The sequence below is a fragment of the Polynucleobacter sp. HIN6 genome, assembly GCF_030297575.1.
In the GTDB taxonomy this organism is placed as follows: Bacteria; Pseudomonadota; Gammaproteobacteria; order Burkholderiales; family Burkholderiaceae; genus Polynucleobacter.
This window is the reverse complement of sequence record NZ_AP028137.1, coordinates 58,963-85,086: the sequence shown is the minus strand read 5'-3', so window position 1 is coordinate 85,086 and position 26,124 is coordinate 58,963. Positions and strand designations below refer to the sequence as shown.

At 47.7% G+C, this 26,124-nt stretch carries 28 protein-coding genes; 7 read left to right on the top strand and 21 right to left on the bottom strand.

The genetic code is table 11. The annotated features are described in order from the left end of the window. Positions 1–2 precede the first annotated feature (2 nt). The 4 genes from QUE66_RS00475 to QUE66_RS00460 form a co-directional block, all read right to left on the bottom strand. Positions 3–1,466 (bottom strand): glutamate synthase subunit beta, encoded by a 1,464-nt coding sequence (locus QUE66_RS00475; protein WP_286223798.1) that lies wholly within the window; start codon positions 1,464–1,466, stop codon positions 3–5. Positions 1,467–1,504: 38 nt separating this feature from the next. Next, on the bottom strand, positions 1,505–6,253 hold the full coding sequence (locus tag QUE66_RS00470; protein ID WP_286223797.1) for a glutamate synthase-related protein: 4,749 nt from the start codon (positions 6,251–6,253) through the stop codon (positions 1,505–1,507). Between the two features lie 168 nt (positions 6,254–6,421). Beyond that, positions 6,422–7,105: a transposase gene (locus QUE66_RS00465; RefSeq protein ID WP_286223796.1), complete on the bottom strand. Its 684-nt coding sequence runs from the start codon at positions 7,103–7,105 to the stop codon at positions 6,422–6,424. A gap of 6 nt (positions 7,106–7,111) precedes the next feature. Beyond that, positions 7,112–9,409 (bottom strand): penicillin-binding protein 1A, encoded by a 2,298-nt coding sequence (locus tag QUE66_RS00460; RefSeq protein ID WP_286223795.1) that lies wholly within the window; start codon positions 9,407–9,409, stop codon positions 7,112–7,114. Between the two features lie 98 nt (positions 9,410–9,507). Between QUE66_RS00460 and QUE66_RS00455 the strand changes: the two genes are divergently transcribed. Genes QUE66_RS00455 through aroB form a run of 4 tightly spaced genes read left to right on the top strand, consistent with a single transcriptional unit; the run spans position 9,508 to position 12,910 of the window. After that, positions 9,508–10,182, top strand: coding sequence for a hypothetical protein (locus tag QUE66_RS00455; protein ID WP_286223794.1), 675 nt, complete (start codon positions 9,508–9,510; stop codon positions 10,180–10,182). After that, positions 10,179–11,297 carry a secretin and TonB N-terminal domain-containing protein gene (locus QUE66_RS00450; RefSeq protein WP_286223793.1) on the top strand — a complete coding sequence of 373 codons (1,119 nt, stop codon included), beginning with the start codon at positions 10,179–10,181 and terminating at the stop codon, positions 11,295–11,297. The genes QUE66_RS00455 and QUE66_RS00450 overlap by 4 nt, the downstream gene beginning before the upstream one ends. Positions 11,298–11,306: 9 nt before the next feature. Next, the gene (locus tag QUE66_RS00445) at positions 11,307–11,831 is read left to right on the top strand and encodes a shikimate kinase (RefSeq protein ID WP_286223792.1); all 525 of its coding nucleotides are present in this window, start codon (positions 11,307–11,309) and stop codon (positions 11,829–11,831) included. Then, positions 11,828–12,910 (top strand): 3-dehydroquinate synthase, encoded by a 1,083-nt coding sequence (gene aroB, locus QUE66_RS00440; protein WP_286223791.1) that lies wholly within the window; start codon positions 11,828–11,830, stop codon positions 12,908–12,910. Before QUE66_RS00445 ends, aroB begins: the two co-directional genes overlap by 4 nt. On the opposite strand, the gene cyaY is transcribed toward aroB, so the two are convergent. Next, positions 12,894–13,277: an iron donor protein CyaY gene (cyaY, locus tag QUE66_RS00435; protein WP_286223790.1), complete on the bottom strand. Its 384-nt coding sequence runs from the start codon at positions 13,275–13,277 to the stop codon at positions 12,894–12,896. The genes aroB and cyaY overlap by 17 nt on opposite strands. Positions 13,278–13,503: 226 nt before the next feature. Here cyaY and lysA point away from each other — a divergent pair, with 226 nt between their 5' ends. Continuing rightward, positions 13,504–14,796, top strand: coding sequence for a diaminopimelate decarboxylase (gene lysA / locus QUE66_RS00430; protein WP_286223789.1), 1,293 nt, complete (start codon positions 13,504–13,506; stop codon positions 14,794–14,796). Positions 14,797–14,813: 17 nt separating this feature from the next. Here lysA and QUE66_RS00425 read toward each other — a convergent pair whose 3' ends face one another. After that, positions 14,814–15,527 carry a c-type cytochrome gene (locus QUE66_RS00425; RefSeq protein WP_286223788.1) on the bottom strand — a complete coding sequence of 238 codons (714 nt, stop codon included), beginning with the start codon at positions 15,525–15,527 and terminating at the stop codon, positions 14,814–14,816. A gap of 67 nt (positions 15,528–15,594) precedes the next feature. Between QUE66_RS00425 and yihA the strand changes: the two genes are divergently transcribed. Both yihA and hemB read left to right on the top strand, forming a co-directional pair. Next, positions 15,595–16,218, top strand: a complete 624-nt coding sequence (yihA, locus tag QUE66_RS00420; RefSeq protein ID WP_286223787.1) for a ribosome biogenesis GTP-binding protein YihA/YsxC — start codon at positions 15,595–15,597, stop codon at positions 16,216–16,218. A 26-nt stretch (positions 16,219–16,244) separates the two neighbouring features. Further along, positions 16,245–17,237 carry a porphobilinogen synthase gene (gene hemB, locus QUE66_RS00415; RefSeq protein ID WP_286223786.1) on the top strand — a complete coding sequence of 331 codons (993 nt, stop codon included), beginning with the start codon at positions 16,245–16,247 and terminating at the stop codon, positions 17,235–17,237. A 2-nt stretch (positions 17,238–17,239) separates the two neighbouring features. Here the strand turns inward: hemB and dsbD are convergent, their stop codons facing one another. The 15 genes from dsbD to rplF form a co-directional block, all read right to left on the bottom strand. Next, positions 17,240–18,922, bottom strand: a complete 1,683-nt coding sequence (gene dsbD, locus QUE66_RS00410; protein ID WP_286223785.1) for a protein-disulfide reductase DsbD — start codon at positions 18,920–18,922, stop codon at positions 17,240–17,242. Further along, positions 18,919–19,239, bottom strand: a complete 321-nt coding sequence (gene cutA, locus QUE66_RS00405) for a divalent-cation tolerance protein CutA (RefSeq protein ID WP_286223784.1) — start codon at positions 19,237–19,239, stop codon at positions 18,919–18,921. Before cutA ends, dsbD begins: the two co-directional genes overlap by 4 nt. Before the next feature lie 76 nt (positions 19,240–19,315). Further along, on the bottom strand, positions 19,316–19,714 hold the full coding sequence (gene rplQ, locus QUE66_RS00400) for a 50S ribosomal protein L17 (protein ID WP_108507606.1): 399 nt from the start codon (positions 19,712–19,714) through the stop codon (positions 19,316–19,318). Positions 19,715–19,730: 16 nt separating this feature from the next. After that, positions 19,731–20,711, bottom strand: a complete 981-nt coding sequence (locus QUE66_RS00395) for a DNA-directed RNA polymerase subunit alpha (RefSeq protein WP_286223783.1) — start codon at positions 20,709–20,711, stop codon at positions 19,731–19,733. Positions 20,712–20,739: 28 nt separating this feature from the next. Further along, positions 20,740–21,363 carry a 30S ribosomal protein S4 gene (gene rpsD, locus QUE66_RS00390; RefSeq protein WP_108507604.1) on the bottom strand — a complete coding sequence of 208 codons (624 nt, stop codon included), beginning with the start codon at positions 21,361–21,363 and terminating at the stop codon, positions 20,740–20,742. 115 nt (positions 21,364–21,478) lie between these two features. Then, the gene (gene rpsK / locus QUE66_RS00385) at positions 21,479–21,892 is read right to left on the bottom strand and encodes a 30S ribosomal protein S11 (RefSeq protein ID WP_108507603.1); all 414 of its coding nucleotides are present in this window, start codon (positions 21,890–21,892) and stop codon (positions 21,479–21,481) included. Positions 21,893–21,904: 12 nt separating this feature from the next. Then, positions 21,905–22,270 carry a 30S ribosomal protein S13 gene (rpsM, locus tag QUE66_RS00380; RefSeq protein WP_108507602.1) on the bottom strand — a complete coding sequence of 122 codons (366 nt, stop codon included), beginning with the start codon at positions 22,268–22,270 and terminating at the stop codon, positions 21,905–21,907. Positions 22,271–22,293: 23 nt separating this feature from the next. Beyond that, the gene (rpmJ, locus tag QUE66_RS00375) at positions 22,294–22,410 is read right to left on the bottom strand and encodes a 50S ribosomal protein L36 (protein ID WP_096673338.1); all 117 of its coding nucleotides are present in this window, start codon (positions 22,408–22,410) and stop codon (positions 22,294–22,296) included. Between the two features lie 21 nt (positions 22,411–22,431). After that, positions 22,432–22,650, bottom strand: a complete 219-nt coding sequence (gene infA, locus QUE66_RS00370) for a translation initiation factor IF-1 (protein ID WP_108507601.1) — start codon at positions 22,648–22,650, stop codon at positions 22,432–22,434. 1 nt (position 22,651) lies between these two features. Beyond that, positions 22,652–23,995, bottom strand: a complete 1,344-nt coding sequence (gene secY / locus QUE66_RS00365) for a preprotein translocase subunit SecY (protein ID WP_286223782.1) — start codon at positions 23,993–23,995, stop codon at positions 22,652–22,654. 8 nt (positions 23,996–24,003) lie between these two features. Continuing rightward, a complete protein-coding gene (gene rplO / locus QUE66_RS00360) occupies positions 24,004–24,444 on the bottom strand; it encodes a 50S ribosomal protein L15 (RefSeq protein ID WP_286223781.1) in 441 nt (146 codons plus the stop codon). Positions 24,445–24,448: 4 nt separating this feature from the next. Beyond that, positions 24,449–24,643, bottom strand: coding sequence for a 50S ribosomal protein L30 (rpmD, locus tag QUE66_RS00355; protein WP_108509267.1), 195 nt, complete (start codon positions 24,641–24,643; stop codon positions 24,449–24,451). A 23-nt stretch (positions 24,644–24,666) separates the two neighbouring features. After that, positions 24,667–25,185, bottom strand: coding sequence for a 30S ribosomal protein S5 (gene rpsE / locus QUE66_RS00350; RefSeq protein ID WP_108507598.1), 519 nt, complete (start codon positions 25,183–25,185; stop codon positions 24,667–24,669). Between the two features lie 21 nt (positions 25,186–25,206). Then, positions 25,207–25,560 carry a 50S ribosomal protein L18 gene (gene rplR / locus QUE66_RS00345; RefSeq protein ID WP_286223780.1) on the bottom strand — a complete coding sequence of 118 codons (354 nt, stop codon included), beginning with the start codon at positions 25,558–25,560 and terminating at the stop codon, positions 25,207–25,209. A gap of 22 nt (positions 25,561–25,582) precedes the next feature. After that, positions 25,583–26,116, bottom strand: coding sequence for a 50S ribosomal protein L6 (gene rplF / locus QUE66_RS00340; protein WP_286223779.1), 534 nt, complete (start codon positions 26,114–26,116; stop codon positions 25,583–25,585). Between the last annotated feature and the right edge of the window lie 8 nt (positions 26,117–26,124).

The window sequence follows — 26,124 nt, the reverse complement described above, 5'->3', positions numbered from 1 at the left end:
GATTATCGGGGCAATACCGACGATCCCATTAAATACTCATCGACCGCACGGGCGCATTGGCGACCCTCCCGGATTGCCCAAACCACTAAGGATTGGCCGCGCCGCATATCGCCTGCCGCAAACACCTTGGGTATATTGGTGTGATAGGCATGATGACCATCCGTCGTAGCCTTTGCATTACCGCGCGCATCTTTTTCTACACCAAAAGCATTTAAGATTTGCTGTGCTGGGGAAACAAAACCCATGGCGAGTAAAACTAAATCAGCCTTGATTTCAAACTCTGAATTTGGGACCTCACTCATCTTGCCGTCTTTCCACTCTAAACGCACCCCAATGAGTTTTTCTACTTTGCCGTTTTTGCCTTCAAACCGCTTAGTAGCAACCGACCAGTCGCGCTCACAGCCCTCTTCATGTGAAGACGAGGTGCGAAGTTTAGTGGGCCAATAGGGCCAAACTAAAGGCTTATTCTCTTCTTCAGGTGGCTGAGGTAATAACTCAAACTGCGTAACATGCTTTGCACCATGCCGATTGGATGTGCCTACGCAATCCGAACCGGTGTCACCACCACCGATCACAACCACATGCTTATCTGTTGCCCGAATCTCATTTTTGAGATCGCCAGCCACTTCCTTATTTTGTGGAATTAAAAACTCCAGAGCAAAATGAATTCCACTTAACTCACGACCGGGGACTGGTAAATCGCGGGGTTGCTCAGCGCCGCCACTGATAATGACCGCATCAAAGCTCTTGAGTAATTCATCCGGGCTTACCGTTTTTTGAGCATAGTTCTTTACTTCTTTGCCTAGCGTTTCTTTACCGACAAAAACCCCGGTTGCAAAAGTAACACCTTCGGCTTGCATTTGCTCAACCCGTCGGTCAATCAACCACTTCTCCATCTTGAAGTCGGGAATGCCATAACGCAGTAAACCACCGACCCGATCATTCTTTTCATAAACGGTGACATCGTGACCAACTCGTGCTAACTGTTGAGCCGCTGCCATTCCTGCGGGACCAGATCCAACCACGGCAACTTTCTTACCAGTCTTGGTTTTAGGTGGCTGTGGTTTTACCCAATCGTTAGCCCAGGCCTTATCAATAATGGCATGCTCAATCGACTTGATGCCCACTGGTAGCTTGTTGATCCCAAGAGTGCACGCTGCCTCACATGGTGCTGGGCAAATACGGCCGGTGAACTCCGGAAAGTTATTCGTAGAATGCAAAACCTCAATCGCATTTTTCCAATCGTTGTGATAAACCAAATCATTAAAGTCAGGAATGATGTTGTTCACGGGGCAGCCGTTGTTGCAAAACGGAATCCCACAATCCATACAACGTGCACTTTGCACTTTTGCATCCGCATCCGATAGCGCAGCTACAAATTCTTTGTAATGATGAATTCGTTTGACCGGCGCTTCATAGGTCTCTTCGACCCGCTCAAATTCCATAAATCCAGTGACTTTACCCATACCTACTCCAAAGATTCTTCATTAATCAATTCACGTGATCAAGCCATCACAGGCTTGGTTTGATCTTGCCCTTGAGCACGCTCCCACAATTCACCGAGAGCCCGCTTATATTCAGTAGGCAATACCTTCACAAAACGCGCGCGCGACTTGTCCCAATCAGCTAGCAATGCCTTGGCACGCTCTGATCCGGTGTACCGGAAATGGCGCTCAATCAGTGTCTTTAGAATTTGCTCATCGGTTTGACGCTCGCCGCCCTCTTTGACATTGACTGGTGCATGCCATGTGGATTTAGGCATATTCGCAATCTGCTCCGACGATGGCAGCACTTTCTCCAAGCTTGCCATCGTGGTATTACAACGCTTCTCAAAGAGTCCGTCTTCATCAAAGACATAGGCAACACCACCGCTCATGCCTGCAGCAAAATTACGGCCAGTTTTACCAAGCACCACTACAGTGCCGCCAGTCATATACTCGCATCCATGGTCACCGGTGCCCTCGACAACTGCAATCGATCCGGAGTTACGCACTGCAAAACGCTCACCCGCCACGCCATTGAAAAATGCCTCGCCTTCAATCGCGCCATACAACACCGTGTTACCCACAATAATGTTTTGGGACGCGTCGCCCCGGAACTCATGGGGCGCACGCACCACAACGCGCCCGCCCGACAATCCCTTGCCGACATAGTCGTTCGCATCGCCCACGAGATCTAAGGTGATTCCGCGCGCCAAGAATGCTGCAAAACTTTGTCCAGCCGTACCGTTTAACTGAATATGGATCGTGTCATCAGGCAAACCCAAATGCCCATAGCGTTTTGCTAACTCACCAGAGAGCATCGCCCCCACCGTACGATTGACGTTGCGGATCGGCACAATGAAAGAGACCTTCTCGCCACGCTCTAAGGCTAGCTCACTCTTTTCGATCAAGGTATGGTCAAGCGCAGCACCTAAACCATGATCTTGAGTGAGCGTTTGGTGACGAGGCTCGTCATGTGAAACATTGGGCAAAGCAAAGACTTTACTGAAATCCAAGCCCTGCGCCTTCCAATGATCAACGCCCTTGCGCGTATCCAATAGATCAACACGACCAATCAGCTCATCAAACGTCCGGATTCCGAGCTGTGCCATAATCTCGCGCACTTCTTCAGCAATGAAGAAAAAGAAATTCACGACATGCTCGGGTTTGCCTGAAAACTTCTTACGCAACTCGGGGTCTTGAGTCGCAACACCTACTGGACAAGTATTGAGATGGCATTTACGCATCATGATGCACCCCTCAACTACTAAAGGCGCTGTAGCAAAACCAAATTCATCAGCGCCTAGTAATGCACCAATCACGACATCACGGCCGGTTTTCATTTGACCATCGGCTTGTACACGAATACGACTACGCAACTGATTGAGTACCAATGTTTGCTGGGTCTCTGCAAGACCTAACTCCCACGGTGTGCCAGCATGCTTAATCGATGACAAAGGAGATGCGCCTGTACCACCATCATGACCAGCAATCACGACGTGATCCGACTTTGCTTTGGCCACGCCTGCTGCCACCGTGCCAACACCCACCTCTGAGACAAGCTTTACTGAAACATCGGCTTGTGGATTGACGTTCTTTAAGTCATGAATGAGTTGCGCCAAATCTTCAATCGAATAAATGTCGTGATGCGGTGGTGGCGAGATCAGACCTACGCCTGGTACTGAGAATCGCAGACGTCCAATATAGTCCGAGACCTTGCCACCTGGTAATTGACCGCCCTCGCCTGGCTTTGCGCCTTGGGCCATCTTAATTTGAATCTGATCGGCTGAACGCAAATACTCAGTGGTCACACCAAAACGCCCAGAGGCAACTTGCTTAATTTTCGAACGCAATGAGTCGCCGTCTTGCAATGGAATATCTGCCTCAACGACATCCTTGCCCAAAATACTAGCGAGGGTCTCACCCTTCTTAATCGGAATCCCTTTGAGTTCATTGACATAGCGATTTGGATCTTCGCCGCCCTCACCCGTGTTGGATTTACCGCCAATACGATTCATCGCGATTGCTAAGGTTGCATGGGCCTCGGTCGAAATTGAACCTAAGGACATCGCACCGGTTGCAAAGCGCTTCACAATCTCTTTGGCGGGCTCGACCTCATCAAGGGGAATGGCTTTGTTCGGATCAATCTTGAACTCAAATAATCCTCGCAAAGTCATCAAACGCTTACTCTGATCATTAATCAGGTTGGCATACTCTTTATAGGTTTGATAGCCTTTCTCTGGCCCGGTGCGAGTCGCATGCTGTAATTTTGCAATCGAATCGGGTGTCCACATATGCTTTTCACCACGTACCCGATACGCGTACTCTCCACCCGCATCCAACATATCAGCCAATACAGGATCATCACCAAACGCAGAGTGGTGCATCCGTAAGGCTTCTTCAGCAACTTCAAACACACCAATTCCACCAACATTTGATGAGGTGCCTTTGAAATACTTATCAATGAGCTCATGATTAAGGCCAATCGCTTCAAAGATTTGCGATCCGGTATAGGACATATAAGTCGAAATACCCATTTTCGACATCACCTTTTGCAAGCCCTTACCAATCGCCTTGACAAAGTTCTTAATCGCTTTCTCAGACGATAAGTCGCCTGAGAGGCCTTTGGCCATCTCAGCCAAGGTCTCCATCGCCAAATAGGGATGAATCGCTTCCGCGCCATACCCTGCAAGTAAGGCAAAGTGATGAACCTCGCGGGCACTACCAGTCTCCACCACTAAGCCAGTGCTGGTTCGTAAACCGCGCTCCACCAAATGCTGATGAATCGCCGAGGTTGCCAAGAGTGCAGGAATCGCCATATGCTCGCGATCCACTTGGCGATCGCTCACAATTAAAATATTGAAACCGCTGCGCACTGCATCGGTTGCCTCAGCGCACAAGGAGGCTAAACGCGCCTCAATGCCCTCCTTGCCCCAGGCAACTGGATAACAAATATCTAATTCATACGAACGGAACTTACCACCGGTGTAATGTTCAATATGACGCACCTTGGTCATGTCATCCAAGTCCAAGACCGGCTGACTGATCTCCAAACGCATCGGGGGATTGATATTGTTGGTATCTAATAGGTTGGGCTTTGGTCCAACAAAGGACACCAAAGACATCACCAGATTCTCACGAATCGGATCGATTGGAGGATTAGTAACTTGAGCAAACAATTGCTTAAAGTAGTTGTAGAGCGACTTGCTGCGATCGGATAAAACCGCAAGTGGACTGTCGTTGCCCATCGACCCAATTGCTTCTTCTGCATTCTGTGCCATCGGTGCCATCAGATATTTGAGATCTTCCTGGCTATAACCAAATGCTTGCTGACGATCGAGTAATTTTGCTGCGGGGCGAATGTGTTTCGCATCATCCTGAGTGTCTTTTTTGCTCACATCCAACTCATCGAGCTTCACGCGCACCGCATCAATCCAGCTCTTGTATGGCTTGGCTTTAGAGACCGAGTTCTTTAACTCCACATCATCAATGATGCGGCCTTGATCCATGTCGATCATGAACATCTTGCCAGGCTGTAAGCGCCACTTTTGCACAATCTTATTTTCTGGAATCGGCAACACACCAGCTTCAGAAGCCATGATGACCAAATCATCATCGGTCACGTAATAGCGTGCTGGTCGTAAGCCGTTGCGATCCAAGGTGGCGCCAATCTGACGCCCATCAGTAAATGCCATCGCCGCGGGGCCATCCCATGGCTCCATCATGGCAGCGTGGTACTCATAAAAGGCGCGGCGGTTCTCATCCATGAGGGTGTGCTGCTCCCATGCCTCTGGAATCATCATCATCATGGCTTGCGCAAGCGGATAACCAGCCATCACCAAAAGCTCAAGGCAGTTATCAAAGGAGGCGGTATCCGATTGGCCTGGATAAATCAATGGCCATAGCTTTTGTAAATCATCGCCTAGTACAGGCGAGCTAATCGCGCCCGTGCGCGCATTAATCCAGTTCACGTTCCCCTTCACCGTATTAATCTCACCATTGTGAGCAAGCAAACGGTATGGGTGAGCTAGTTCCCACGCTGGGAAGGTATTGGTTGAGAAGCGCTGATGCACCAATGCTAGAGCTGACACTGCTTTGGGATCTTTAAGATCGCAATAATAGGCGCCCACTTGACTAGCCAATAAGAGGCCTTTATACACGACGGTTCTCGCAGACATTGATGCCACAAAATATTCTTTGCCGTGCTTGAGGTGCAAATCTTGAATCGCATGACTTGCTGTTTTACGAATCACATAGAGCTTACGCTCGAGTGCGTCGGTGGTCATGATGTCGCGACCACGCCCGATAAAAATTTGGCGAATGATTGGTTCGGTTTTTTTCACGGTGGGCGACATCGGCATCGCACGATCGATCGGCACATCGCGCCAACCCAATACAATTTGTCCTTCTTGACGTACTGTGCGCTCTAACTCTTGCTCGCACGCTAAGCGTGACGCGTTCTCTTTAGGCAAAAAGATCATGCCAACGCCATATTCGCCAACGGGTGGCAACTCGACCCCCTGCTTTTTCATCTCGCTGCGATACAGCTCATCAGGAATTTGAATCAGTATTCCGGCGCCGTCACCCATCAGTGGGTCAGCACCTACGGCGCCTCGATGATCGAGGTTCTCGAGGATCTTTAATCCTTGAGTGATGATGTCATGGGATTTCTTGCCCTTGATGTGTGCCACAAAACCAACGCCACAGGCATCGTGTTCATTTTGAGGGTCGTAGAGACCTTGGGCGGACGGACGTAACTCGAGATGATTCATATTTAATCCAAATTGGTCATGCGGCCGGCAATCCCCATGGATTGCTTCAAATAGAGGCCGGGAGGGTAAATATAGGGGAATCCACTAAGGGATGCAATAGAAATTTAATGACTCTGTCCCATTTATATAATGGCGGAAGAATAGAAATTAAATTAAATAGGGACAGACTTAAAGTTTTTTTGGTCTTCCACGCGGCTTGACCTGCCATTGATTCAGGCTCATCTTAGGATTTTGCTTGATAAATTCAGGGCTTACCCAGGGTCTTGAGCGGATTAAATGCTCAGTAATTGCCCGATCCTCATGATGCGGCGCCCCCTCCCTCACAAAAGCCACCCAGGCCAGCTGCCTCTCAAAAGGGGTGTTGCCTAAACCCCAGAAGCTTGGGTGATCGGTTAGCCAAGTCTCACCCTTGCCCCCGATATGGCTTTGGTAGCTAGTGTTTTTACAGTCCTCAGCACGAGATTCCAGTCCGGCGCGCACAGGGTTAAGTTCAATGTAGCGCTGGACTCGTAAGGCATACATTGGATCAATCAGGGAAGAACAAAAGCGACCTTCCCAAATCGTGCCCGAAGTCCCTTGTTGTCGATTGATGTATTGCGCGTAGCGGCGACCCAAGGATTGCATCGTTTTGGATAAGGAATATTCAAAACGGGGGGTGGCTAATACGTGTGCATGGTTTGGCATCAAGGCATAAGCATGAACGGCACATCCAAACTCTTTAGCAGCATCACGTAACCAGTCAAGATAAATTCGGCAATCCGCATCATGGCTAAATATGATTTGACGATTGTGACCACGAACCAAAAGATGCATCGCTTGTCCAACAATAACCAAGCGTGCTTTACGGGCCATCTTTACTTAGTTAATTTGGCGAACGCCGCCCAAGGGAGCGAACTCAGGAATAATCCAATCGCCGTCGTACTCAGAAACTCCCGGTGGAGGGGTGCGGTTTATCTCGGGGACGCCTCGTAGAGCGACCGACATAAAGTTAATCCAGACAGGCAATGCTAAGCCGCCACCCGTCTCACGGTCGCCGAGGCTTCTTGGGTTATCAAAACCAATCCAAGCCACTGCCGCAACCCGAGGGTTGTAACCAGCAAACCATGCGTCGTGTGAATCATTCGTTGTACCGGTTTTTCCAGCGATATCGTTACGACCTAAAGCAGGCCTGGCACGCGCTGCGGTTCCAGTCTTTGTAATTTCTTGCAACATACTATCCATCACAAAGGTCGTTCGCTCATCCAATACACGAATCGCATTTTTTCCAACACGCACCGGATTAGCCTCAAACAAGGTTTGACCTTTTGCATCCGTGACCTTATCAATCAAATAGGGATTCACGAAATAGCCGCCATTTGCAAAGACGCTATAAGCACTCGCCATTTGCAAAGGTGTGACTGAACCTGCGCCAAGGGCCATCGTAAGATATGGCGGATGCTTCTCAGGCTCAAAACCAAAGCGCTGAATAAATTCTTGGGTATACGAAGGGCCTATTTTGCGAATTACCCGAACCGATACTAAATTTTTAGACTTCGCCAATGCAGCTCGCAACCGCATCATCCCATCGAACTTGCCATCGTAGTTCTTGGGTTGCCACACTTGACTGCCAGTCTCCAATGCCCCAATCGATAATGGTGCGTCATTCACCATGGTTGAAGGACTTAAACCCCGCTCGAGAGCAGCTGCGTAAACAAAGGGTTTAAATGCCGAGCCTGGTTGACGAAACGCCTGGGTTACGTGATTAAATTTATTACGACGAAAATCAAATCCACCAACCAAGGCCAAGATTGCTCCATCGTTAGGGTCAAGAGCCACAAAAGCAGCCTCGACTTGAGGTAATTGAGCCAGCTTCCAAACCCCGTCATCGTTGAGCAGTCGAACCACTGCGCCCGGACGAATGCGTCGCTTGGGCTGTGCGGATTCGGATAATGAAGCACTTGCAAGTCTTAATGCATCGCCTTTAATGGTGATTTGCTCACCAGTTGCAATCATGACTTTTAATTCTTTGGGGCTTGCCTCCAATACAACCCCGGATTGCAATTCATCAAGCGCCGGGTAATCAAGCAAGGCGTCATCAATCGTTCGCTGGCGCTTTACAGGGTCTTCGGGTAACTCAATAAACCCCTCTGGGCCGCGATACGCATGTCGCAAATCATAGTCAAAAATACCCTTGCGAACTGCAGCATAGGCAGCATCTTGGTCTGCCTTTAAGACCGTGGTGTAAACATTGATACCTTGCGAATAAATAATGTCACCGTACTGAGAAAAAAGGAGTTGTCTGGCCATCTCAGCAACAAAATCAGCGCGAGTATCAAATTCTTTTCCTAGGCCTCGAATCTTAATGGTCTCAGCCATCGCCTTTTCATAATCGGCTGGCGTAATGTATGAGAGATCGCGCATGCGCTGCAAAATATATTCTTGACGAATCTTGGCGCGCTTATAGTTACTAACCGGGTTATAGGCAGAGGGTGCCTTTGGGAGGCCTGCTAGCATCGCCGCCTCTGCAATGCTAATATCCTTGAGTTCCTTACCAAAATATATTTTGGAAGCGCTCGCAAATCCATAGGCGCGTTGCCCCAAATAAATTTGATTCATGTAAATCTCAAGAATCTTGTCCTTGGTTAATTGGGCCTCGATCTCCCAGGCAAGTAGCACTTCATAAAGCTTGCGACTGAAGGTTTTCTCATTGCTTAAGAAAAAATTACGTGCCACCTGCATGGTGATGGTCGACGCCCCTTGGGAGAGGCTTCCTCTTAAATTGGCTAAAGTTGCTCGCAATACGCCCCAGTAATCAACGCCGCCATGACTATAGAAACGATCATCTTCAATCGCGATCACTGCATACTTCAAATAGACAGGGATTTCATTGAGAGGGACAACGCTTCGCCGTTCCTCTCCAAACTCACCTATTAATACCTTATCGGCGGTATAGATCCGTAATGGCTCTTTGGGGTTGTAATCCACTAGCGCTGAAATGTTCGGTAAGTTTGGCTTCGCAATAATGAATGCGTAGGCGACTAACATGGTAAATAACAAGCCAAGCACCACCATCAAAATCAATAAGGCTTTAATTAGTGGGCTGGCACCTGACTTCTCAGAAAAACGAGTGCCCGAGCCCCGTTGGAAAGGCGGTTTTTTGCTCGGTGGATTAGCCATCCCCAAATTATATGGTCCTACAGCATTTGCAAGAATGGCCGATCAATCAATCCGGTTTTGCTGATTTCAATCACTAGCGCCCACCAACACAATAGGGCATGGTCTATCGCAATATCAAACGAGAGGATTTTGACGAAACCTTGCAAAGTCTGGGCAACGATCCTGCTATTTTGGAGCATGAAACCCAGGCTGATCATTTACAAAGCAAGCACCAGGCACCAAGGCACAATCAAATGAGCCAATCCTGGCCAGGCCTTAACGCCTTCAAAGAATTGCCCCTAGCATCGCTTCACCCAGGAATGCTCATTGCTGGAATTAGTTTTATAGCGATTCTTGTGACTTTAGTCTATTTGACCATCCAGGTTCGGGAAATTGCTGAACTTGGCCAGGGTGAACCAAACCAAACAGCTATGAAGAAAGAGTTGTTGACAATTCAAAGCCAAATTGACGAACTTCATAGCCAGGCTGACGAAAATCTAGAGCAGATGATGGAGTTTCTGGAGGAGATCCAAGCAAAGCGATACATTTCTGTCAAAGAAACGAAGCGATCAGTTATCCCCGATCCCGATGAGGTCGATTTAAAGAAATGGCGTCATTTGGGTATTAGCAAGAATAAGGATGGCGCCTTCGTGATGCTTCACGATGGCCAACAAAGTCGACTCTTTGCAAAACATGGGTTTGCTAAACCTTCCTGGCAGATCACCCACTTTGACCAGTCCCAGGTCACCTTACAGGGTCCCGGAGGAAAGCAAGTGGTGCTGATTTCGCCATGAAGCATGTGATATTTCGATACTGTTGGATTTGGCTTTTACTTGGCCCACAAAACACATTTGCATACCACGCGGCCAGTGGTAATGCTGCACTGAATACTCCAATTAGTATTTCAGCAAAAGAGATGCCACTAGTGGATTTGCTCCATGTATTGGGGCAACTTGGCAATACGCATTTTGTATTAAGTCCTAGTATTCAAGGAAGTATTGATGTTCAGCTTGTCGATGTTCCATGGCAAACTGCGTTATCAACGATCTTGGCAAGCCGAGGCTTGCGGTTCATACGCAATCAGGGGGTCTATTGGATTGCACCGCATCAAGAAATCAACGCTTTCCAAAAACAACGTCGGGATGACTCAGCACTCCCCTTTGGGGGCGAGCATCATGGCACACCCCGGCAAATTTTGATTGAGGCGCGGATTGTTGAAGCTGACCATCGCTTTGCACGTAATCTTGGCGCCAAGCTTGGCTTGCGCTCGCAAGCAAAGAATCTCCCCGAAGGGGGCGATCGGGTTCAGGGTTCGTTTGCACTAGGATCACCACTTGGGGCTGGCGGCCTTAGTGGATTTGAGCCAGTGACTGCCGCGGCGACCCTTCTTAGTAAAAATGCCACACGTCTTCTCGATGTGGAATTAAGTGCTCTTGAGAGCGATGGACAGGGCAAGATATTGTCCAATCCCCGCATCATGACCGCCGATATGGTGAAAGCAACTATTGAACAAGGTACTGAACTACCGTACCAAACCTCCTCTTCAAATGGAGGTAACAAAATTCAATTCCGTAAAGCGAACTTGCGTCTCGAGGTGATTCCCAAGATTCATCATGACGGCAAAGTCTCTTTATTGGTTGCCATTAATAAAGATAGCGTGGGCATGAAGACCGAACAAGGTTACGCTATCGATACCAAGAATCTGAGCTCCGAAGTCAGTGTTGAGAATGGCGGTACCGTCATCTTAGGCGGTATTTATCAAACTACAGAACGTGATGACACTATCAAAATCCCGCTTTTAGGTGATATTCCCTTGATTGGGCATCTGTTCAAACATCAATCAACTTTGCGAGATAAAACAGAACTTCTCGTCTTTTTAACGCCTACTATCTTAGATAAACCCGAATAGAATGATGAAATGGACATTAAAAATTCCAATATCTTTCTGATTGGGCTGATGGGGGCTGGCAAATCAACGGTGGGGAAATTAATTGCCCGCAAGCTTGAGCGGCGCTTTATTGACTCTGACCACGCACTTGAAGAGCGCTGCGGGGTCAAAATACCAACTATTTTTGAGATGGAAGGTGAGGCAGGTTTTCGTAAACGCGAGGCACAAATTATTGATGAGCTAACCCGCGAGCAATCGATTGTGCTCGCCACCGGCGGTGGTGCAGTATTACTCCCAGAGAACCGCAAGGTACTAGCTGAACGTGGTACGGTCATTTATCTACATGCCAACCCAATTGAACTTTGGCATCGTACTAAAGGTGGTGAAGGTCGCCCCCTGTTGCAACATGGGGACTCAAAAGCAATCTTAGAAAACTTATACGCCATTCGCGATCCACTGTATCGCAAAATCGCGGACTTTATTATTGAAACTGGTAAACCAAGCGTCAATCAACTCGTAAGCTCTTTACTCATGCAACTTGAATTAGCCCCATGAAAACTCTGAATGTATCGCTCGGTGAGCGCAGCTACCCTATTTACATTGGCTCGGGACTTCTCAAAAAGCCGGAACTCTTTAAACCTTGGATTACCGGCAAATCGGTATTCGTGGTGACCAACACGACCGTAGGGCCCCTCTATAGTAAGACGTTGATCCAAACCATTTCAGGCGACGCGAAGTCAGTTCATGAAATTGTCCTGCCCGATGGGGAGTCGTATAAAGACTGGGTTACCCTACAGAAAATCTTTGATGCTTTATTAACGCATGGCGCTGATCGAAAATCAGTACTAATTGCTCTCGGTGGTGGCGTGATTGGTGATATGGTGGGGTTTGCAGCGGCTAGCTTTATGCGCGGCATTCAATTTGTTCAAGTACCCACGACTTTATTGGCTCAGGTTGATTCTTCGGTAGGCGGTAAGACTGGGATTAATCACCCGCTTGGTAAAAATATGATTGGCGCCTTTCATCAGCCGGTTGCGGTTATTGCTGACCTTGATACCCTCAAATCACTCCCGCCAAGAGAACTATCAGCTGGCTTGGCGGAGGTCATCAAACACGGCGCAATTGCAGACACTGAATTTTTTAATTGGATTGAAGCGCACCGTCAAGAACTATTAAATTGCGATAGTGGCGCCATGAGTCATGCGGTCGAGCGTTCTTGCGAAATTAAATCGGCAGTAGTGGCCGCCGACGAGAAGGAATCTGGGATTCGTGCCATCTTAAATTTTGGTCATACTTTTGGCCATGCCATTGAATCTGGCTTAGGCTATGGAGAATGGCTGCATGGTGAGGCCGTGGGATGTGGAATGGTGATGGCGGCTGATTTATCTTCTCGTCTGGGTTATTTAAAAACCGAGGAAGTAAGTCGTATCAAAAAACTCGTTATGGCAATGGGTCTGCCGGATTGCGCACCCAAACTTGGAAACAGCCGTTTCTTTGATTTAATGCGCATCGATAAAAAATCCGAGGGTGGGGAAATTCGCTACATCACCCTTGAGAGAATTGGCAAAGCAAAAATTGAAGCGGTTGATGATGCAATTGTTGAACAGGTCTTAACGACTAACCAAGTAAATTAATCTCAACTGTCTGCCCAGCCTGGTCACTTACAAAACGGGATAAATCGGCAAGCAACTCATTACCAGTTTTTGTATCCAGCCAGAGTGGCTGGTTCATCATTCCGGCCCAACGGTAATGAAATCCTCCGGCTTTACAGGCCACCCAAATTTCATGGAGAGGTGGCTGGGTATTCACCACAACCACACTACGATCCCGAAAAACAATATTAATCACATTGCCCCCTTGACGAGCAATATCAAGGTCGAGATCTAAACGCTCATCGGCATTTTCCAGCGATAGTTCAATCGATTGCAATAGATGGCTAGCCAGTTGATGAAATTGCTTATCGTCAATTTTGTCAATCTGGGATGAAGGGGTGTTCTGCATGCTATATTCAAATTCCGGTGATTAAACAGATGATATTGATTGTAGTTAAGATTCCAGTTTACGTTGCGTTGCTGTCCCTACTTGGATGTGGGGTTAGAGGACCTTTGTTTTTACCCAACCCACCGCCCGTTCCACCAGCGCCCACCCAACCGGAGCCCAAAGGTACTCTGTACCCTCCTAAAGAATCAGGTTTATCGACCCCCACTAATACGAGCTCGCCAAAGTAATGACGCATTCCATTCCATCATTAACTGGCTTTACTGAACACCATGGAGAGTGGTTTGCTGAAGGTGTTTCGCTATCTGCCTTAGCGAATCAATATGGCACCCCTCTATATGTTTACAGTAAGCATGCAATTTGTACGGCATACCGCGCCTATGATGTTGCCTGTATCCGTGCAAACGGCAGTCGCCGCGCCAGAATTCATTACGCCGTCAAGGCTAATAGTAATCTCGCTGTTTTAGATGAGCTCAAACAATTAGGTGCTGGATTTGATCTGGTGAGCGGCGGCGAACTCGCTCGAGCCCTTCACGTTGGAGCCGATCCAAAAAGTATGGTTTTTGCTGGAGTCGGCAAATCCGCTGATGAAATTAAATTTGCCCTCTCGGTTGGCGTCAAATGCATCAACGTCGAATCCATCCCTGAACTGCAGCGTATTAATTCCATTGCTAAGAGTTTGGGTCTTCGCGCCCCAGTTTCATTGCGCGTGAACCCTGATGTAGATGCGCAAACCCATCCGTATATTTCCACGGGTCTCAAAGATAATAAATTTGGGATTGCCTATTTTGAGGTTCTAAAAACGTATCGAGAGGCGGCGCTACTGCCCCACATTGATATTGTTGGCATTGATTGCCATATTGGTTCCCAAATTACTAGCACATCGCCATACCTCGATGCTCTTGATAAAGTCCTTGATCTCATCGATCAACTCAAACGTGATGGCATTGTCATTCATCATCTCGATCTTGGTGGTGGCCTTGGGATCGACTACGGCTCGGACGCACCACCCGATATCACCGAGTTTACGAACACCCTACTCAATCGTGTGGATGAGCGTGGCTTTGGGCACTTGGATGTCATTTTGGAACCGGGTCGCTCCTTAGTCGGAAATGCGGGAGTGCTATTAACGCAAGTTGAATATCTTAAAACTGGTGCAGATAAAAACTTCTGCATTGTGAACGCCGCCATGAATGATTTAATGCGACCAGCTCTATACGATGCCTATCATGCGATCGTTCCTATCAAAAGTGGAATTGGTAAAGCAATCACTTATGATGTAGTTGGTCCTGTTTGTGAGTCAGGCGATTGGTTAGGCAAGGATCGCGCCCTTGCTGTTCAAGAAGGCGATGTGCTGGCTATTTTGTCAGCCGGTGCCTACGGCTTTGTAATGGCTTCAAACTACAACACCCGGGGACGGCCCGCAGAGGTCATGGTCGACGGCGACCAGGCTTACTTGGTCAGAGAGCGGGAGTCTGTAAATAGCCTCTTTGCGAATGAACGAACGATTGGGCCGAGCTAATTAATCGAAATATTCGATTAACGCAACCCAGCCATGTAATCCGAGACGGCTTTCATTTCAGCGTCAGACATCTTGGTAGCAATCGTGCTCATTTGCACACTGTTCTTGCGCGTACCCTCTCTAAATGCAATCAATTGTGAGATCGAGTAATCTGCCCATTGACCACTTAAACGAGGGTACTGAGCAGGAATACCAGCGCCATTCGGACTATGGCAGCCTGAGCATGCTGGAATACCTTTCTCAGCAATACCTGCACGATAAATCCGTTGTCCCAATGCAATGGTGTCTTTGTTTTGCGCAGTACCCAACTTCAGCTCTTGTTTATTGAGATACGCAGCCAAGTTGAGCATATCTTGATCGGTCAAAGTTGCGACCATTCCCATCATGACAGGATTCATCCGGGTGCCATCTTTGTAATTCTTAAGTTGCTTCACTGTGTAAGCCGTATGCTGGGCAGCCAATTTAGGCCATGACGCAACCCCACTATTTCCATTTGGGCCATGGCAACCGACACAAGAAACGATTCCACGCTTAGGGTCGCCATTGTTATAAAGAGCATCTCCTGCAGCAGCATCTGCCTTGATCACTGCTGGAGTTGGTGCACTAGTAGTCATTGTTGGGGCGTCAGCTTTTGCAGGCTCAGCCGCATGAGCGAACGATATAAAACCACCAACTAAAACAGCCATCAGGGCAGAGATATTTAATTTGGAGAATTTGCTGCTATAGCGCATTATGGGTACCTAGCCTACTTTGAAATGTTCAAACGAAATTCATGTGATTTTACAATAGCTTCCATTCATGTCTAAACTGCACCAAGCCCGCTTTTTTACCACGGTCAATGAGCTCCAAACGCTTCCCCAGGGTGAGCTTCCTGAGATCGCCTTTGCGGGTCGCTCTAATGCCGGAAAATCCAGTGCAATCAATATCTTATGCAATCAAAAGCGCCTTGCTTTTGCGAGCAAAACTCCGGGCCGAACCCAGCACATTAACTATTTTGGGATCTATGCCAAAGATGAGCTACTGGCGTATTTGGTCGACCTGCCAGGCTATGGCTATGCCGCAGTTGGGGAGGCAACGCGCTCCCACTGGAACGAGATCTTGAGCCGCTACCTCCAAACCCGTAAAAATTTGGTTGGTTTGATCTTAATTGTGGATGCGCGACGGGGACTAACCGAACTTGATGAACAAATGATTGCCTGGTTTAGCGTGACCCAAAAACCTATCCACATTTTGTTAAGTAAGTCAGACAAACAAACTTTCTCCGAAAACCGCGCCCTGTTGCAAGCCATCTCAGAACAAATTAAGCAATTTGCCCCTGCACAGATTACAGCTCAACTGTTCTCCAGCACAAAACGGGTCGGTCTTTCGGAAAGCGATACACTTATTCAACAATGGCTTTTTCCAGAGCGCAACATCGCCTAACCCTATCCTGATTAGAGAGTATTTGCATGTCTCAATATCCTGCCTATCGCCCCCGTCGGATGCGCCGTGATGATTGGTCACGTCGTCTCGTTCAAGAAAATCATCTAAGGGTTGACGATCTAATCTATCCCGTTTTCTTACTACCTGGAAGTAATCAAACCCAAGCGGTCAACTCGATGCCAGGTATTGAGCGCATGTCGCTTGATCGCTTGTTTCATGTGGCTGAAGAATGCCTAGCCCTTGGCATCCCAGTAATGGCACTCTTTCCTGTAATCGATGCATCACTAAAGAGCAACGACGGTGCTGAAGCATTTAATCCAAAGGGCCTTGTTCCAAGCGCAGTGATGGAGCTCAAAAAACGCTTTCCCACCCTTGGCATCATGACCGATATTGCGCTTGATCCCTATACCAGTCATGGTCAAGATGGTGTGCTCGATGAACAGCATCGGATTTTGAATGATGAAACTGTCACGATCCTCATTAAGCAGGCGCTCTGCCATGCCCAAGCGGGTGTAGACATAGTTGCCCCATCCGACATGATGGATGGCCGAATTGGAGCGATTCGTTCTGCCCTTGAAAATCAAGGATTAATTCATACGCGCATCATGGCTTATGCGGCCAAATACGCCTCGTCGTTTTATGGTCCCTTCCGAGATGCCGTTGGATCGGCGAGCAATCTTGGCAAGGCGGATAAAAAGACCTACCAAATGGATCCTGCTAACGGCGATGAAGCCATCCGCGAAGTTGGCTTAGATATTAGCGAGGGTGCTGACTTGGTGATGGTAAAGCCCGGCATGCCCTACCTCGATATCGTCTATCGCATCAAAGAAGCCTTCGGTTACCCAACCTATGCCTATCAGGTCAGCGGCGAATACGCCATGATCAAAGCTGCTGCCCAAAATGGCTGGCTTGATCATGATGCGGTCATGATGGAGTCACTGCTCGGATTTAAACGTGCTGGAGCAGATGGTATCTTGACCTATTTTGCGCTTGAGGCCGCTCGCCATCTCAAGCGCTAAGATTATTTTGCTCCTAACTCTTGCAGGCGCTCTAGAAAACGACTGGGAGTCATAAAACCCACCACCCGTAACGATTTTTGTTCTTCACCAGCACCATTGAAGAACAAAATTGCAGGTGGACCGTACAAACCAAATTGCTTCAGTAGCGCTTGCGTTTGTGGATTGTTGATGGTGACATCGGCTTGTATTAGTACGAAACGACTCATCGCCTTTCCAACCTCTGCATTGGTAAAAGTAATGGCTTCCATCTCTTTACAAGAAATACACCAATCAGCGTAGTAATCGAGCATGACGGGTTTATTGTCGGCCTTAGCCTTTTGCATAATTCGCTCGAGCTCTTCACTCGATCGCACAACCTGAAATACCAAATCTGGAGAAATTCGTTTTTCAGTACGAGTACTTGTTTGAGTTTGGTTACCAGTTACGACGGAAATTGCTGGCCACACAATCCAAATAGCTAAAGCAACCAACACTAGCCCAAGAGCGCGCTGTAACCACATCATCCAAGCGCCCGTTTGCGGCAAAAAACTTCTAGCGCCCAATGCGATGAGCAATAAGGGCAATCCCATCCCTAAGGCCAGCACAAATAGTAAGCCCCCACCAAGCGCCATCGATCCGGTTTGTGCCACAAACCCTAAAACACTGGCTAAGGGTGCTGTAATACAAGGGCTTGCAACCAGCGTTGAAATTGCGCCAAGGCTAAAAGCCCCGACAATACTTCCGCCCTTTTGTCGCCCGGCCAATTGATCGACTTTGGTTTGCCATCCTTGGGGCATCTTTAGCTCGTATAAACCAAATAAGCTGCCAGCCAAAAATAATAAAAGGAGAGCAAACAAAATGAGGGCAATGGGACTTTGAAGGGCGCGCTGTACGCCGCTTCCTAATGCCGCTGTTAAAACCCCCGCTAGCGCATATAACAAGGCCATGCCCAAAATGTAGGCCAAAGCAAGATAAGCCGATCGGGTCTTGCTAATTGGGCTGCCATCTTGGCGACCCAAAACAATACTGCTCAAAATCGGGAGCATGGGTAATACGCAAGGCGTAAAGGCAAGCGCAATCCCAAGAATAAAGAATCCGATCAATAGATAAAACGGTTTGGCATTCTCTAAATAGCTTTTAATTGATATGACATCATCGCGCCCACTCCATAAATCCGTGAGGCTAAATGGTGTTGAGTTTGTGGCGATAGTACGGATTGGCGCTGCATCACCTTCAGGGATGGGCGCCACTCGAACGCCTGGAGCTGCTATGAAGTATTGATAGGTCATGGGTGGATAACAAATGCCACCGTCAGCACAACCCTGCAAATCAATCTCTAGGCGAATACCGCTTTGTGGAGATTCTGGCAACCCAATAAGAACTTCGAATGGTTTTGGAAAAATCTCCATTTTTTTCCCAAAGGTCTCATCAAACTTTTCAACCCCTTTAGGAATTTGAATGCTCTTGGGAGCGCTTGGCTTGTCATTGATGAACAGCCGATAGGCTAAAGACTCCCGGTAAATGTAATAACCCGAAACCGGTCGATACTCAATGGCAATTTCATTGGCATTGGCAATCCATGTCGCCTCCACAATAAATGCCTTTTCGGGAGGTAGAAATTCCTTGGCATCTACTGAACCAAGGAATGCGACACTCGATAGTAGAAACAGTAAGAGTTGAACCAAGCCATACTGAATTCTCTTCATGACTTTGTCTCCTCATTTACCCAGCGCCCATATGCCTGGGAATATTCAGCTGGTTTTAAAGCAATGATCTCTGGCAACTGATAAGGGTGGTTGGCCCTAATAAATGCCTCAATGCCTTTCCATTGAGTTGTTGCTGTTTTAGCACTTAATAGAACTTCCGTGTCATTGCAAACCTTTCCATCCCATCGATAGATCGATTGCACGCCCTCCTGAATTTGTACACAGGCTGCAAAACGCTCATCGATTAATTGCTGACCTAGTAATCTAGCCGCATCCATCGTGGGCAAAGTCGTGGTTACGATCAGTATCGAATCCATACAAAAGATGGCTCAAGCAGTGGGTTAAATGAAAAAGCCAGACCGAAGCCTGGCTTTAACTATACCCGATGCTAATTTATGCTGCTGCAGGTTCTTGTTGAGGCGCCTCTTCAACTTCAGGGCGGTCAACCAACTCAACCAGTGCCATTGGGGCATTGTCACCGTGCCGAAAACCAAATTTCAGAATACGGAGATAACCACCTGGTCGAGTTGCATAACGTGGGCCGAGCTCAGTAAATAATTTGCTTACCATTTCACGATCGCGCAGACGATTGAATGCCAAACGGCGGTTCGCTAAATTATCTTTCTTACCCAAAGTAATCAAAGGCTCAACCACCATCCGCAATTCTTTTGCCTTTGGCAGGGTTGTCTTAATAACTTCGTGCTCGATCAGTGAGTTGGACATATTGCGCAACATCGCCAAACGATGCGATGAGGTGCGATTTAGTTTGCGTAAGCCATTACCATGACGCATGATGCTTCCTTTCTAATTATTGCCCGAGAGTCGCTGGAGGCCAGCTGTCGAGCTTCATCCCAAGACTTAAACCGCGGGCTGCCAATACGTCCTTGATTTCATTCAAAGACTTACGGCCCAAATTAGGCGTCTTGAGTAATTCATTTTCAGTACGCTGAATCAAATCACCGATGTAGTAAATGTTCTCAGCCTTTAGGCAGTTTGCAGAACGAACGGTCAACTCTAAATCATCAACCGGTCTCATCAACAACGGATCAACCATGGTTGAGCGACTTGGAGCCAACTCACCGCTCACTTGGCTGCTCTCTAAGGCGGCAAACACGACCAACTGGTCAACCAAAATACTCGCCGCTTGACGAATCGACTCTTCAGGAGAGATCACGCCATTGGTTTCAATGGTCATCACTAAACGATCTAAATCAGTACGTTGCTCAACACGAGCAGACTCAACCGCATAGCTAACACGATTAATTGGGCTAAATGATGCATCCAACACAATACGGCCGATTAGCTTAGTCGCTTCATCTTGATACTGACGCATATTGCCTGGTACGTATCCACGACCCTTTTCAACCTTGATCTGCATATCGAGCTTACCGCCAGCTGCTAAATGTGCAATGACATGCTCTGGATTAATGATTTCAACATCATGGGGAAGATCAATGTCCTTAGCGTAAACAACGCCAGGACCTTCTTTACGCAAATTGATCGTCACCTCATCACGAGATTGCAATTTAAAGACAACGCCCTTTAGGTTGAGGAGCAGGTTAACAACATCTTCCTGAACGCCATCCAAGGTGGAATACTCGTGAACAACGCCTGCAATCGCTACTTCGGTTGGAGCAAAGCCAACCATGGAAGACAACAAAACACGACGTAATGCATTACCAAGCGTGTGGCCATAGCCACGCTCAAATGGCTCCATCACAACCTTAGCCTGATTCGCACCGAGTGCTTCAACAGAAATGATTTTTGGTTTAAGCAAATTTGTTTGCATAGATATCTTTTCCTTAAGAGGTGCAGTATTAGCGTGAATACAATTCGACGATCAAACTTTCGTTGATATCACCACTGATTTCATCGCGATCTGGTACTTGTTTAAACGTTCCCTCGAGCTTGCTTGCATCAACGCTGACCCAATTAATTGAACCAACTTGCGAAGCAAGATTTAGTGCTTCTTGAATACGAGTTTGCTTCTTTGCCTTCTCACGAATTGCAATGACATCGCCAGGACGAACCTGCATGGACGGAATATTGACCACTTGGCCATTTACCGTAATTGCTGCATGCGATACCAACTGACGCGCTTCAGCGCGAGTTGAGCCAAAACCCATGCGATAAACCACATTATCTAAACGGGACTCAAGCAGTTGCAATAAGGTCTCACCAGTATTACCTTTACGGCGCTCAGCTTCAGCAAAATAGCGACGGAATTGACGCTCGAGCACGCCATAAATCCGCTTCACCTTTTGCTTTTCACGCAACTGATTACCGAAGTCAGAAGTACGAGCACCTGAGGTGCGACCGTGCTGTCCTGGTTTGCTGTCTAGTTTGCACTTGTCCGATAAAGCACGGCGTGCGCTCTTTAAAAATAAGTCGGTACCTTCCCGACGAGATAGTTTGGCTTTAGGGCCTAAATAACGTGCCACGATTTCTTCCTTTCTATGCCTCGATGGTTACCGAGGTGAGTTCGCTGTAACTACCAACGAACGGTGGGCTTATTAAACAATTGCTGGCAAAGCCAGCGGCTTGGTACTGCAAAAATTAGATACGGCGACGCTTTGGAGGGCGGCAACCATTGTGAGGAACCGGAGTCACGTCCTGGATCTCAACAATCTTGATCCCTAACGAGTTCAATGCACGAACCGCAGACTCGCGACCAGGACCCGGGCCCTTAATCTGAACTTCTAAATTCTTAATCCCACACTCAATTGCTGCCTTACCAGCCACTTCAGCAGCAACCTGAGCTGCAAATGGCGTTGACTTACGTGAACCCTTAAATCCTTGACCGCCTGATGTTGCCCACGACAAGGCGTTTCCTTGACGGTCGGTAATGGTCACAATGGTGTTATTAAACGATGCATGCACGTGTGCGATACCATCGGCGACGTTCTTTTTAACCTTCTTACGAGCGCGTTGTGCACTTGCATTTGCGGCGGTTTGTTGTGCTTTTGCCATATCAGTTCCTAATTATTTCTTTAGTGCAACGCCGGCCTTACGGGGGCCTTTACGGGTACGGGCATTGGTCTTCGTTCTCTGGCCGCGCACCGGTAAACCCTTGCGATGACGAATACCGCGATAGCAAGCCAAGTCCATTAAACGTTTAATGTTCATGGTGACTTCACGACGCAAATCACCCTCTGTGGTGCGCTTACCCACTTCATCACGCAGCTTCTCGAGCTCAGCATCGGTAAGATCTTTCACTTTCTTATCGATTGCAACACCCGTGTTCTCACAGATCTTAAGAGCTTGTGCTTTGCCAATACCGTAAATGGCGGTTAAACCAATCACAGTATGTTGATGATTTGGGATATTTACCCCAGCGATACGTGCCATATAAATTCCTCTACTTAACCGAATTAACCTTGACGCTGCTTATGACGTGGATCGGACGAGCAGATCACACGCACCACGCGCTTACGCTTGATGATTTTGCAATTGCGGCAAATACATTTAACGGATGCCAATACTTTCATCATTCACCTCTTTAATAATCCTTACTTCGCACGGAAGATAATTCTTGCGCGCGTTAAATCGTATGGGGTCATTTCCACAGTTACCTTGTCTCCTGGCAGGATTCGGATGTAATGCATCCGCATCTTCCCAGAAATATGACCTAAAACTACATGCCCATTCTCTAACTTCACCCTAAACATGGCATTGGGGAGGTTTTCAACAATTTCCCCTGCCATCTGAATTACATCGTCTTTAGGCATCTTAGAGAGTGGGTCCCATCTTAAAGTTGGCCTTCTTCATCAGAGAGCCGTACTGCTGTTGCATCACAAATGATTGCACCTGAGCCATAAAGTCCATCGCAACCACAACAATAATTAACAACGATGTCCCGCCAAAGTAGAAAGGAACGTTGTATTTCAAAACCAAAAACTCGGGCAATAAGCACACTAAAACCATATAAATTGCGCCAGCCAAAGTTAAACGAACAAGAATTTTGTCGATGTAGCGCGCCGTCTGATCGCCCGGACGAATACCTGGAACAAATGCACCGCTCTTTTTCAAGTTGTCGGCCGTATCGCGGCTGTTAAAAACCAAAGCGGTATAGAAAAAGCAGAAGAAAATAATGGCAGTGGCGTACAAAATGATGTAAACCGGCTGCCCAGGAGCTAAAGTTGCCGCCAAATCTTTCACAATACGACTCACCATATTGGTTGGTTCGCCTGCTGTAAACCAGCCGGCAATAGTGGCCGGGAACAAAATAATCGATGAAGCAAAAATGGGAGGAATCACACCAGCCATATTGAGCTTTAAAGGCAGATGAGAAGACTGACCGCCGTAAATCTTATTACCCACCTGACGTTTGGCGTAGTTCACCAGAATACGGCGCTGACCACGCTCTACGAAGACAACAAAGTAAGTAACTGCAATAACAATCACTACGATAAAAATTGCTGAAAGAATGCTCATGGAGCCAGTGCGAACCAACTCTAAAAGACTAGCCAATGCGCTTGGCAGGCCAGAAACAATCCCGGCAAAAATAATGATGGAAATACCATTACCCAAGCCGCGTTCAGTAATTTGCTCACCGAGCCACATTAAAAACATCGTGCCCGTAACAAGCGTTACAACGGTATTGAACTGAAACATCAAGCCAGGATCAACAACAAGGCCTGGCTGAGACTCAAGCGCAACGGAAATTCCAATCGCTTGGAAAGTTGCCAAAAAGACCGTTGCATAGCGGGTGTATTGGGTAATCTTGCGTTGACCAGCTTGACCTTCCTTCTTCATCGCCTCGAGCGAAGGAATCACAATGGTCATCAACTGCATGATGATCGATGCCGAGATATAGGGCATGATACCCAAAGCAAACACCGTGAAGCGAGACAAAGCACCGCCTGAAAACAAATTGAACATTCCCAAAATACCGTCCTTTTGTTCACTAAACAGTTTTGATAACTGATCAGGATCAATACCAGGGACTGGAATATGAGCGCCAATACGGAAGACAACCAACGCCAATACCAAGAAAATCAAGCGGCGACGTAAGTCGCCATACTTGTTTCCAGATGGTGTCAAACTAGAGACGTTAGAGGAACCGAGCGCCATAGATTGCTTTAAACCTCAGCGAGCACCTTGCCACCAGCAGCCTCAATGGCAGCTTTTGCACCAGCACTTGCAGTCAATCCTTTTAAGGTAACTGCGCGCTTGATTTCACCGGTCTTAATGACTTTGACAGCATTGGTTTGCTCACCAGCAAGACCGTGCTGTTTCAAGGCAACCAGATCAACTTCAGCTAAACCAATGCGCTCTAAATCAGCAAGAGTTACTTGACCAATAAAACGACGTGTTAAAGAGATAAAGCCGCGCTTGGGTAGGCGACGATACATGGGCATTTGACCGCCTTCAAAACCAACTTTATGAAAACCGCCGGAACGCGACTTTTGGCCTTTGTGACCACGACCAGCGGTCTTACCAAGACCGGAACCAATCCCGCGGCCGACACGGCGACGTGGGCGCTTAGCACCTTCAGCGGGTTTAATCGTATTTAATTGCATTGCTTCACCCGATCACTTTCACAAGGTATGAAACCTTATTAATCATTCCCCGGACCGCCGGGGTATCTTGTAACTCTGAAACTGAGTTGAGGCGACCAAGGCCCAAACCACGAACCGTCGCACGGTGACTCTCGCGCGTACCGATCAAGCTGCGCACGAGCTGAAGTTTGACCTTTGAATTTGATTGTGTATTTGCCATCTTTTACTTTCGATTACAGGCGATTAACCCAAAATTTCTTCAACCGACTTTCCGCGCTTTGCAGCAATTTCTGCTGGCGTACTCATCTTGCTCAAACCGTCCAAAGTGGCACGTACCATGTTGTAAGGATTGGTTGAACCAATCGATTTAGCAACTACGTTGGTTACGCCCATCACATCAAAGATCGCGCGCATTGGACCACCTGCGATCACGCCGGTACCTTCTTTTGCAGGAGAAATCAGAACGCGCGACGCGCCATGCTGACCAATCACAGAATGCTGCAATGTGCCCTTACGAAGAGGGACCTTAATCATTTTGCGACGTGCTTCGTCCATTGCTTTTTGAACGGCAACTGGAACTTCCTTCGATTTACCTTTGCCCATTCCAATTCGTCCATCACCATCACCAACGACCGTCAAGGCAGCAAAGCCAAGAATACGGCCGCCCTTCACTACTTTGGTTACGCGATTAACAGCAATCATCTTCTCGCGTAGACCGTCATCGCGCTCTTCTGACTGAATTTTGGTTTGCATTTTTGCCATAATTTTTTCCTAAACCGTTTCTTAGAACTTCAAGCCGGCTTCACGCGCAGCTTCAGCAAGGGCCTTAATACGGCCGTGATAACGATGTCCAGCACGATCAAATGCGACGGCCTCAACGCCAGCCCTTTTTGCACGTTCGGCGATTAATTTGCCAATCGCTTGTGCTGCTTGGCTATTGCCGCCATTTTTTACCGAAGTACGCAAATCCTTTTCCATGGTCGAGGCCGCGGCAACCACCTTGCTACCGCATGGGCTATAGATCTGAGCAGAGATGTGGCAATTGCTTCGAATCACTGTCAAGCGATGAGCCAATAACTCAGCAATCTTGATACGGGTTTGACGCGCACGTCGTTGTCTTGTTTCGTTTTTATTCATATCGAATCTCAGCTGTACTTAATTACTTCTTCTTGGTTTCTTTGAGGTGAACCACTTCGTCAACATAGCGCACGCCTTTACCCTTATATGGTTCTGGGGAACGATAGGCACGAACTTCCGCAGCAACTTGACCAACTTGTTGCTTATTGGCACCCTTAATAATGATTTCGGTTTGCGAAGGGGTTTCCGCTTTCACGCCAGTGGGTAGTGGATAGTTGATTTCATGCGAAAAGCCCAATTGCAATTTCAAGGAATTGCCTTGTGCCTGTGCACGATAGCCCACTCCAACAAGGCTCAGCTTGCGCTCAAATCCCTGGGTCACACCAACGACCATGTTGTTAACTAATGCACGAGTCGTTCCAGACAATGCATTAGCTTCTGGGGAATTATCTTTAATGGCAACCGTGATAACACCATCTTTATGCTCAAGGCCAACACTAGGATGTAAGGTATGTGTGAGGGTCCCCAATGGGCCTTTCACGGTTAATAACGCGTTTGCAATACTGATCTCAGCACCTTTTGGCACCGTAATGGGAGATTTACCAACTCGAGACATTGTTCTCT